Raw genomic sequence first — 9,485 nt, forward strand, 5'->3', positions numbered from 1 at the left:
GTGGACCCTGAATGTTCACCGCCTGCGCCAACCGGACTTGCCGCGGAGGTTAACCCGCATTTCTCACCGGGTCACGGCCTGCGTCGCGCTACTTGCCCGATGTCCCACATCCCCGATGCCCCACATCGTGCTGCGCAGCGCTCCTACCCTGTCGACGCCACAAGGGACGACCCAGCACCGCGCAGGCCATGACCTTGGAGGCGGCAATGTTGACGGCGTCCAGGCCCGAGGCACAGAAACGGTTGACCTGCATGCCGGCCACCGACTGGTCGTAATCGGCCAGCAGCACGGCGGTGCGGCCGATTACCGAGCCCTGCTCGCCGACCGGGGCGACGCAGCCCAGCACCACGTCGTCGACCTCGGCCGTATCCAGCGCGTTGCGCTCGCGAATGGCGCGCAGCGCCCCGGCCGCCAGGTGGGCCGGCGGCACCTCCTGCAACGAGCCGTTCCTGCCCTTGCCGCGGGGTGTGCGCACGGCATCGAAGATATATACGTCCGTCATGGGTATTCTCCTGTGCTGGAGGCGGGAGTTTAGCATGTTGTCTCCGCCCGGGCCGAGAATGTTCGCCCGGGGTTGGGCGCCGGCGGGCTGTTTCCAACCCCTGTCGGATGGGCTAAAAGAGCCCTGCCGTCCGGCCGCGCTCGGCTTTTTCCGCGGCGCTGCGGGGCTTTCCGGGCTGGCACCGAGGGGAAAGATGGATCGCATTCGCATCACTGGCGGGGTGCCGCTGGCCGGCCGGGTTCGTATCGGCGGGGCCAAGAACGCAGCGCTCAAGCTGATGGCGGCGGCGCTCTTGAGCGAAGGCACGCTCAGGCTCTCGAACGTGCCGCACCTGGCCGACGTCAGCACCTTGTTGCGCCTCTTGGCCCGGCTCGGCGTCGAGGTCACCATGAACGGCGACGCGGACGACGAAGGCCACGTCGGCCGGGTGCTGTCGCTGAATGCCGCCGGGGTCCACGACACGCTGGCGCCTTACGACCTGGTGCGCAAGATGCGGGCTTCGGTACTGGTGCTGGGGCCCTTGCTGGCGCGCCGCGGCAAGGCCCGGGTGTCGCTGCCCGGCGGCTGCGCCATCGGCCCGCGGCCGGTCGATCTGCACCTGCAGGCGCTGGCCGATCTGGGGGCCGAGATCGAGCTGGTGGACGGTTACATAAATGCCAGCGCGCCCGGCGGCCTGCGCGGCGGCGAGATCCGCTTTCCCAAGGTTTCCGTAGGGGCCACGGAAAACGCCCTGATGGCGGCCACCCTGGCGCGCGGCGGATCGGTTATCGAAAACGCCGCCCGCGAGCCCGAAGTCGCCGAACTGGCGCGTTGCCTGGTGGCCATGGGGGCGCGCATCGAGGGCATCGGCAGCGACCGCTTGGAAATAGAAGGCACCGACGCGCTCTCCGGCGCCGACTGGCGCATCATGCCCGACCGCATCGAAAGCGGCACTTTCGCCGCCGCCGCCGCCATCACCGGTGGCAGCCTCGAGCTGGTTGGCGCGCGGCTCGAACTTATGAGGGCGGTGGTCGAGGCCCTGCAGCGCATCGGCGTCGAGATCAGCGAGACCGAGGCAGGGCTGAGCGTGGTGGCGGGCGGCGGCCTTGCCGGCCTCGATATCACCACCCAGCCCTACCCCGGCTTTCCCACCGACATGCAGGCCCAGATGATGGCGCTGCTGAGCGTCGCCGAAGGCGCCTCGATGATCTCCGAGACCATCTTCGAGAACCGCTTCATGCACGTGCCCGAGCTCTGCCGCATGGGTGCCGACATCGTCGTCAGCGGGGGCTCGGCGATGATCCGCGGCGTCTCGCGCCTCAAGGGCGCGCCGACCATGGCCACCGACTTGCGCGCCTCGGTCTCGCTGGTGCTGGCCGGCCTGGCGGCCGATGGCGAGACCGTGGTCAGCCGGGTCTACCACCTCGACCGGGGCTACGAGCGCCTAGTGGAAAAGCTGGCCGGCTGCGGCGCCCTGATCGAGCGGCTGCAGGACGAGGCAGCCTGATGAGCACCCCGCCGCTCAAGCTGAGCGCCCAGGACGGCCAGGACCTGGCGGTCATCTCGGCCTGCCTGCAGGACGCCCTGACACGCATGGGCGACATGATCTACCTGCCCCGCGAGCACCGTTTCGCCGCCATCTTCAGCCGTTTCATGTGGGAGGCGGCACCGGCCCGGAAGCGGGGCCACGGGCTTTTCCGCCGGGTCAGTTGTGGCGTCCACTTCAACGGTGTGCTGGGGGCCAGGATTCAGGGTCTCAAGCAAGATTCTCTGGACGAAGTGCTGGAGCTCTTGGCCCTGGAATGGCAAGAGGGCGAGGACGCCGAGGCGGCGATCACGCTGGTCTTCGCCGGCGGCGGCCTGATCCGGCTAGAGGCCGAATGCATCGAATGCCAGCTCACCGACATGGGCGCGCCTTGGACCACGCGGCGCCGGCCGGCCCACGCCGTGACGGAAGAAGAGGCCGGGACCGGGGCCGACGTGGACCCCGGGCAGGGCGTTTGAGGCCCGGCATGGCTGGCAACCGGGGTCTGGTCATGGCTTTGCCCAAGGGGCGCATCCTGGCCGAGGTGATGCCGCTGTTGCGCCGTGCCGGCATCGAACCCGAGCCGGCCTTCCTGGAGCCCGGCCAGCGCCGGCTGCAATTCGCCACCAATCACGAAAACCTCTCGCTGATCAGGGTGCGCTCGTTCGATGTCGCCACCTTCGTCGCCTTCGGGGCGGCCGAACTCGGTATCGTCGGCAATGACGTGCTGCTGGAATTCGACTACGGCGAAATTTATGCGCCGCTCGATCTCGGCGTCGGGCGCTGCCACATGGCGGTGGCGGCGCCGGCCGAACTGGCGGCCCGCGACGACCCCTCGCGCTGGAGCCACATCCGCGTCGCCACCAAGTACCCGCGCATCACGCGCCGCCACTTCGCCGCCCGCGGCGTCCAGGCGGAATGCATCGAGCTCTCCGGCGCCATGGAGCTGGCACCCGGGCTGGGGCTTTGCCGGCGTATCGTCGATCTGGTTTCCAGCGGCCAGACCCTCGAGGCCAACGGCCTGGTCGAGATCGAAAAGATCGTCGACATCTCCTCGCGCTTGGCCGTCAACCGGGCCGCCTTCAAGACCCGCAGCGAGGAAGTGGGCGGCTGGATCCGGCGTCTTCGCGAGGCCCTCGATGGTCGCTAGGCTGGACAGCAGGACCGCCGACTTCGAAGCCCAATTCGAGGCTCTGATGGCGCGCAAGCGGGCCGCCGAAGACGACGTCGACGGCGTCGTCGCCGAGATCATCACGGCGGTGCGTCAGCGCGGCGATCAGGCCCTGATCGAATTCACCGAACGCTTCGACGATTTGCTCCTGAAGCCCGAGACCTTGGCTATAGATCCGGCCGAGATCAAAGCGGCCACGGCCCCGGCGGCCCAGCTTCGCGCGCTCGAACAGGCGGCCGAGCGCATCGCCGATTTCCACCGCCGGCAAATGCCCGACGACCAATCCTTCCGCGATGCCGAGGGCGTCGAATTGGGCTATCGCTGGAATGCCATCGAGGCCGTCGGGCTTTACGTTCCCGGCGGCAAGGCGGCCTATCCTTCGTCGGTGCTGATGAATGCCATCCCGGCCGGCGTCGCCGGGGTCGGGCGCCTGGCCATGATGGTGCCCAGCCCCGGAGGCGAGCTCAATCCGCTGGTCCTGGTGGCGGCGCGCCTGGCCGGCGTCGACGAGGTCTGGCGGCTGGGCGGGGCCCAGGCCATCGCCGCCTTGGCATACGGCACGAATAGCCTCCGCCCGGTCGACAAGATAGTCGGGCCCGGCAACGCCTATGTGGCGGCGGCCAAGCGCCAGGTCTTCGGCCTCGTCGGCATCGACCTGATCGCCGGACCCTCGGAAATCCTGGTGGTCGCCGACGGCGCCAACGACCCCGCCTGGATCGCCGCCGACCTTTTGTCGCAGGCCGAACACGACGAGCTGGCCCAGGCCGTGCTGATCAGCGACGACGCCGACTTTGCCCAAGCCGTGGTCGAGGCCGTCGAGGGTCACTTGGTGACTCTTTCCAGGCCGGCCGTGGCGCGGCAAAGCTGGCACGATCTGGGAGCCGTGATCGTGGTGCCTTCGCTCGACCAGGCGCCGGCCCTGATCGACGCCATGGCGCCCGAACACCTGCAACTGGCGCTGGATGAGCCCGAGGCGCTGTTTGATCGGGTGCGCCATGCCGGGGCGGTTTTCCTCGGCCGCCACACGCCGGAAGCCGTGGGTGACTATGTAGCCGGGCCCAGCCACGTGCTGCCGACCTCGGGCAGCGCGCGCTTCTCGTCCGGCCTCTCGGTCTTCGATTTCCTCAAGCGCACCACCATCATGCGCTGCGGCCCGGCCCAATTGGCCGCCATCGGCCCGGCCGCTGTCACCCTGGCCGAGGCCGAAGGCCTGCCGGCCCACGCCCTATCCGTGGCGCTGCGCCTGGCGGACGGCCAAGACGGCGAGGACGGCTAGCCGTGGCCGAGGACGGCCAACGCATTGCCAAGGTGGCGCTCGACGAGAGCACCGTGGTGCGGCGCAACGCCGACATCGAACACGAGTGCAAGGTAGCCATCTTCGACCTTCTCGAGGAGAACGAATTCAGCCTCACGGCAGGCGCCCCTGGCCCCTATTCGCTGCACCTCGGCATCGAGGACAACCGGCTGGTGCTGGACGTGCGCGGCGAAGACGACAGCGAGACGCACGAGCGCGTGGTGCTGCCGCTGGCGCCCTTGCGCAACCTGATCAAGGAGTACTTCGTCGTCTGCGAGAGCTATTTCGCCGCCATCAAGACGGCCAGCCCCTCGCGCATCGAGACCATCGACATGGGCCGGCGCGGGCTGCACAACGAGGGCGCCGAGATCCTCGTCGAGCGCCTGGCCGACAGCCTGAGCATGGACACCAACACGGCGCGGCGCCTGTTCACGCTGGTCTGCGTCCTGCACATAAAAGGATAATTCTTTATCTCCATGGGCGATCTTCCCGGCGCCGTGCTCTTCGCCTGCACCAACAACATCGTGCGCTCGCCCATGGCCGAAGCCATCGCCAAACACCTCTACGGTCACGCGGTCTATGTCGATTCGGCCGGCGTCCGGGTGGGCGAACGCGACCCCTTCGTGCTGGCAGTGATGGAGGAGATCGGCCTTGATTTGTCGCGCCACTGGCCCAAGACGCTCGACGATCTCGAGGACAACTCCTACGACGTCGTCATCACGCTGTCGCCCGAGGCCCAGCACAACGCCCTCGAGATGACCCGCACCATGGCCTGCGAGGTGGAATTCTGGCCCATCTTCGATCCCACCATCACGCAAGGCAGCCGCGAGGTCGTGCTCGATGCCTACCGTGGCGTACGTGATGTGCTGGGCCAACGCATCCGCGCCCGCTTCGGGCTGGTGCCGGCGCCTCGGGTTTAAGAAGGATTTACTGGGGTTTGACTTGATTTTCCGCTGCCATGCGGGCATTTTTCTGCCTCCCGCGGCATGGGGCCGCGGCAACGAGGAGGCTTGATGGCCAAAGAGGAATTGCTTGAGTTCAACGGCACCGTCACCGAACTGCTGCCGAACGCCATGTTCCGCGTAACGCTGGAAAACGAACACGAGGTTCTGGCGCACACCGCGGGCAGGATGCGCAAGCACCGCATCCGGGTGCTGGCCGGCGATAAGGTCCTGGTCGAGATGACACCCTACGACCTGACCAAGGGCCGCATCACCTTCCGCTACAAATAGGCTTGGCCCAAAGTGGGCGCCGTGTCGGAGTCGCGCCTGATTCTGGCTTCGGCCTCACCGCGCCGTCTCGAGTTGCTGCGCCAGATCGGGATCATTGCCGATTTCGTGGAAGCCGCCATGATCGACGAAACCCCCCATCCCGGCGAAACGCCGCCGGCTCTGGCGCAACGCCTGGCCGGGGCCAAGGCGGCGGCCGTGGCGATGCGTCATGGCGGCGCATTCGTGCTGGCCGCCGATACGGTGGTGGCCTGCGGCCGGCGCTCACTGCCCAAGGCGGACGACCGCGATCAGGCGCGGCGGGCGCTGGAAATGCTCTCGGGCCGGCGCCACCGCGTCCATACCGGCGTCTCTCTGGTGGCGCCACAAGGCCCTACACGACAACGCCTGGTTACTACGACGGTCACCTTCAAGCGGCTCGGCGGCGCCGAGCTCGAGGCCTATCTGGATAGCGGCGAATGGCACGGCAAGGCCGGCGCCTATGCCATCCAGGGCCGGGCGGCGGCCTTCGTCAAACGCCTCAACGGATCCTACTCGAACGTCGTCGGCCTGCCGCTCCATGAAGTAGCGGCGCTGCTCGGCGGTCTCGGTTATCCTGTCACCGAGACTTCGACCAAGAGGGGCGCATGACGAGCGAAGTTCTGATCAACGCCGGCTATCTTGAGACGCGTATCGCGCTGGTGGAGGACGGCCGTCTGGTTGACCTGGCCATCGAGCAGAACCGCCGACAGGGCCCTGTCGGCAACATCTTCGTGGGCCGGGCCGAACGCGTGGTACCCAGCGTCGGCGCCGCCTTCGTGGAACTGGGGCTGGAGCGCGCCGGTTTCCTGCCGGCCTCCGAGGCGCGCCACTTCGAGGGCCCGCCGGTGGGCGACGAGGCGCTCGGCATCGAGGCCCTGGTCGACGAGGGCCAGGCCGTCATCGTCCAGGTGCAGAAGGATGCCATCGGCGACAAGGATGCGTTCTTGACCTCCGATCTTACCTTGCCCGGGCGCTATCTGGTCTTCGGGCCCAGGCGCTCGGGCGTCGCCGTCTCGGCCCGCATCGGCGACGAGGCCGAGCGCCGCCGCCTGATCGAGGCCACGGCGGAGATCGAAGGCGGCGGCGGTTTCATCGTGCGCACCGCCGCCGAGGGCGCGGCGGCCGAAGACCTGGCCGCCGATGCCACCGAGCTTCGCGACCGCTGGGACGACATTCAGGCCCGGGCCCAGGCCTTTGACGCCCGCCCGCCGCTGTTGCTGCACGGCGATCTGGATCCGGTGTCAAAGGCACTGCGCGACCGCCTGGGGCCCGAGATCGAGACCGTGCTGATCGACGACAGCCAGGCCTACGCCGAAGCCAAGCGCTATGCCCAGGCCGTGATGCCGGATCTGGCCGAGCGGCTGCAACGCTTCGCCGGCGGCGACGTCTTCGCCCATCACGATGTGGCCGAGCAGATCCTGGCCGCCCTCGAGCCCCACGTGGAGCTGCCCTCGGGCGGCCATATCTGCATCGAAACCACCGAGGCGCTGACCGCCGTCGACGTCAACAGCGGCCGTCACAAGGGACAATATGGAGGGCGCCATGGCGGGCGGCGCCAGCAAGCCGAGACGGCGCTGGTGTGCAACCTCGAGGCGGCGGCTGCCGTGGCCCACCAGATCCGCTTGCGCGGCATCGGCGGCATCATCGTCATCGACTTCATCCACTTGCCCGAGCGCGAACACCGCGACCAGGTGGTGGCCGCCCTGGAAGCGGCCTTTGCCACCGATCCCGCGCCGGTCCGCGTCGGCCGCATGATGGAATTCGGACTGGTTGCCCTGACGCGCAGGCGCAGCCGCCAAACCCTGGTCACCAGCCTCTCCGACGTCTGCGAGCATTGCGAGGGCGCGGGCCGGCTGCCCAGCGCCGAAAGCGTCGCCGCCGAAGTTCTGCGCCAAGCCGAGCGCGAAGCCCCGAGCCGCCCCGGCGGCACCCTCGCGCTTACCGTGGCACCAGAAGTGGCGGCGCTTTTATGGCACGATGACGTCGACCTCGAAGCCTTCGGCCGGCGCCTCGGCCGCCAGGTCGAGGTATACGAGGATGCCGAGCTGGCGCGATATGAGCACGATCTGGAAATCACCTGATGGCGGGAGGAAGCCTATGAGCGACGCCGCACGCAATCTCGACATGGCCACCGCCGTGGGCGAAGCCGAAGCGGCTTACGTCGCCGCCAACCCCGAGAGCCAGCGTCTGCAGGCCGAGGCCTGTGCCGTCATGCCCGGCGGCAACACACGCTCGGTGCTCTACTACCCGCCCTTTCCGCTGACCCTGGTGCGCGGCGAGGGGGCCCGGGTGTGGGACGCCGACGGCCACGACTATTGCGATTTCCTGGGCGAATACACGGCCGGCCTTTATGGCCACTCGCATCCCGTGATCCGCGCCGCCATCGAGGCCAAGTTGGCCGACGGCGTGCTGATGGGGGCGCCGGGCGAGCTCGAGGCCAAATTGGCGGCCGAACTTTGCCGCCGCTTCCCCTCGTTCGAGCAAATGCGGCTCTGCAACTCCGGCACCGAGGCCAACTTGTTGGCCCTTAGTGCCGCCCGGGCCGTCAGCGGCCGTGACGCCATCATGGTCTTCGAGGGCGCCTACCATGGCGCCGTCTTCGTTTTCGGCCCCGGCGGCTCGCCGCTCAACGCGCCCTTCCCTTTCGTCATGGGGCGCTACAACGACGCCGAGGGGGCGGAAAAGCTGATCGATGAGCACGCCGGCGAGCTGGCGGCGGTGATCGTCGAGCCCATGCAGGGCGCCGGCGGCTGCATCCCCGGCGAGCCCGAGTTCCTGCAGGCCCTGCGCGATGCCACGGCACGCCACGGCATCATCCTGGTGTTCGACGAGGTCATGACCTCGCGCACCGGCGGCGGCGGCTTGCAGACCGAATTGGGCATCGTTCCCGACATGACGACGCTGGGCAAATACGTCGGCGGCGGCCTGCCCTCGGGCGCCTTCGGCGGCCGGGCCGAGATCATGCAGCATTTCGATCCCCGCCGGCCCGATGCCTTCATGCACGCCGGTACCTTCAACAACCACGTCCTGACCATGGCGGCCGGGCTGACCGGCTTGACCGAGATCTATGACAGCGAGGCGGCGGCCGGGCTCGACCGCCGCGGCCAGGAACTCCGCCGCCGCCTCAACGAGGCGGCCGAGGCACGTGGGTTGCCGGTCCAGGCCACCGGTGTGGGCTCGCTGAGCACGGTGCATTTCCAGTCGGGCCCGATCCGCTCGATCGAGGATCTCAGCTCCGACCCCGAGGCCCGCACGCTCTTTCAGTTGGATCTGTTGGCCCGCGGCATCTATTCGCCCAGGCGCAACATGGTGAACCTCTCGCTGCCCATGAGCGACGCCGACATCGACGGCTTCGTCGCCGTTTTCGAGGAATTCCTCGACGGCCGCGGGCCGCTTTTGGGGGGCTGACGTGGCGCCGGGCGAGGCCCCCGGCACGGCCCGCTGCCCGATCTGCGGCCAGCCCGCGGCGGCCGAGACCCGGCCCTTATGTTCGCCGCGCTGCAAGGAGGTTGACCTCGGCCGCTGGCTGGGTGAGCGCTACGCCATCCCGGCGGTCGAGCCGCCGGACCAGTTCTCCGAATCGGAAGACGAGGATGAAACCTTGCACTGATCCGGGCCGGCCGGACGGCCCTCCGGCCGGCTGGACAGCCCTCGCGCTTTACCCTATAAACCGCCTTCGTTACGGGGGGCCCACGGGCCTCGCCAAGCCCGGTGCCCAGGTAGCTCAGTTGGTAGAGCAGCGGACTGAAAATCCGCGTGTCGGT

General features: G+C 68.5%; 11 protein-coding genes and 1 pseudogene. 11 read left to right on the forward strand and 1 reads right to left on the reverse strand.

The annotated features are described in order from the left end of the window. Positions 1-190: 190 nt before the first annotated feature. Positions 191-502: pseudogene (locus QGG75_10370) on the reverse strand (acetyl-CoA C-acyltransferase). Between the two features lie 193 nt (positions 503-695). On the opposite strand from QGG75_10370, the gene murA reads away from it, so the two are divergent. The 11 genes from murA to yacG all read left to right on the forward strand — a co-directional run bounded on the left by murA (position 696) and on the right by yacG (position 9,331). Beyond that, a complete protein-coding gene (murA, locus tag QGG75_10375) occupies positions 696-1,988 on the forward strand; it encodes a UDP-N-acetylglucosamine 1-carboxyvinyltransferase (GenBank protein MDP6067638.1) in 1,293 nt (430 codons plus the stop codon). Continuing rightward, positions 1,988-2,485 carry a DUF2948 family protein gene (locus QGG75_10380; protein ID MDP6067639.1) on the forward strand — a complete coding sequence of 166 codons (498 nt, stop codon included), beginning with the start codon at positions 1,988-1,990 and terminating at the stop codon, positions 2,483-2,485. Before murA ends, QGG75_10380 begins: the two co-directional genes overlap by 1 nt. Before the next feature lie 8 nt (positions 2,486-2,493). Next, positions 2,494-3,156, forward strand: coding sequence for an ATP phosphoribosyltransferase (gene hisG / locus QGG75_10385; GenBank protein MDP6067640.1), 663 nt, complete (start codon positions 2,494-2,496; stop codon positions 3,154-3,156). Beyond that, positions 3,146-4,453 (forward strand): histidinol dehydrogenase, encoded by a 1,308-nt coding sequence (gene hisD / locus QGG75_10390; protein MDP6067641.1) that lies wholly within the window; start codon positions 3,146-3,148, stop codon positions 4,451-4,453. The genes hisG and hisD overlap by 11 nt, the downstream gene beginning before the upstream one ends. A 2-nt stretch (positions 4,454-4,455) precedes the next feature. Further along, the gene (locus tag QGG75_10395; protein MDP6067642.1) at positions 4,456-4,935 is read left to right on the forward strand and encodes a UPF0262 family protein; all 480 of its coding nucleotides are present in this window, start codon (positions 4,456-4,458) and stop codon (positions 4,933-4,935) included. Positions 4,936-4,947: 12 nt separating this feature from the next. Beyond that, on the forward strand, positions 4,948-5,391 hold the full coding sequence (locus tag QGG75_10400; protein MDP6067643.1) for an arsenate reductase ArsC: 444 nt from the start codon (positions 4,948-4,950) through the stop codon (positions 5,389-5,391). A gap of 93 nt (positions 5,392-5,484) precedes the next feature. After that, complete coding sequence (gene infA / locus QGG75_10405) at positions 5,485-5,703, forward strand: translation initiation factor IF-1 (GenBank protein ID MDP6067644.1); 219 nt, start codon at positions 5,485-5,487, stop codon at positions 5,701-5,703. Positions 5,704-5,715: 12 nt separating this feature from the next. Beyond that, complete coding sequence (locus tag QGG75_10410) at positions 5,716-6,330, forward strand: Maf family protein (GenBank protein MDP6067645.1); 615 nt, start codon at positions 5,716-5,718, stop codon at positions 6,328-6,330. After that, entirely contained in the window at positions 6,327-7,802 is a 1,476-nt protein-coding gene (locus QGG75_10415; GenBank protein ID MDP6067646.1) for an Rne/Rng family ribonuclease, read from the forward strand. The genes QGG75_10410 and QGG75_10415 overlap by 4 nt, the downstream gene beginning before the upstream one ends. 16 nt (positions 7,803-7,818) lie before the next feature. Then, positions 7,819-9,129: an aspartate aminotransferase family protein gene (locus QGG75_10420; protein MDP6067647.1), complete on the forward strand. Its 1,311-nt coding sequence runs from the start codon at positions 7,819-7,821 to the stop codon at positions 9,127-9,129. A gap of 1 nt (position 9,130) precedes the next feature. Continuing rightward, the gene (gene yacG / locus QGG75_10425) at positions 9,131-9,331 is read left to right on the forward strand and encodes a DNA gyrase inhibitor YacG (GenBank protein ID MDP6067648.1); all 201 of its coding nucleotides are present in this window, start codon (positions 9,131-9,133) and stop codon (positions 9,329-9,331) included. Positions 9,332-9,485 lie beyond the last annotated feature (154 nt).

It is taken from the genome of Alphaproteobacteria bacterium, from assembly GCA_030740435.1.
GTDB lineage: Bacteria > Pseudomonadota > Alphaproteobacteria > UBA2966 > UBA2966.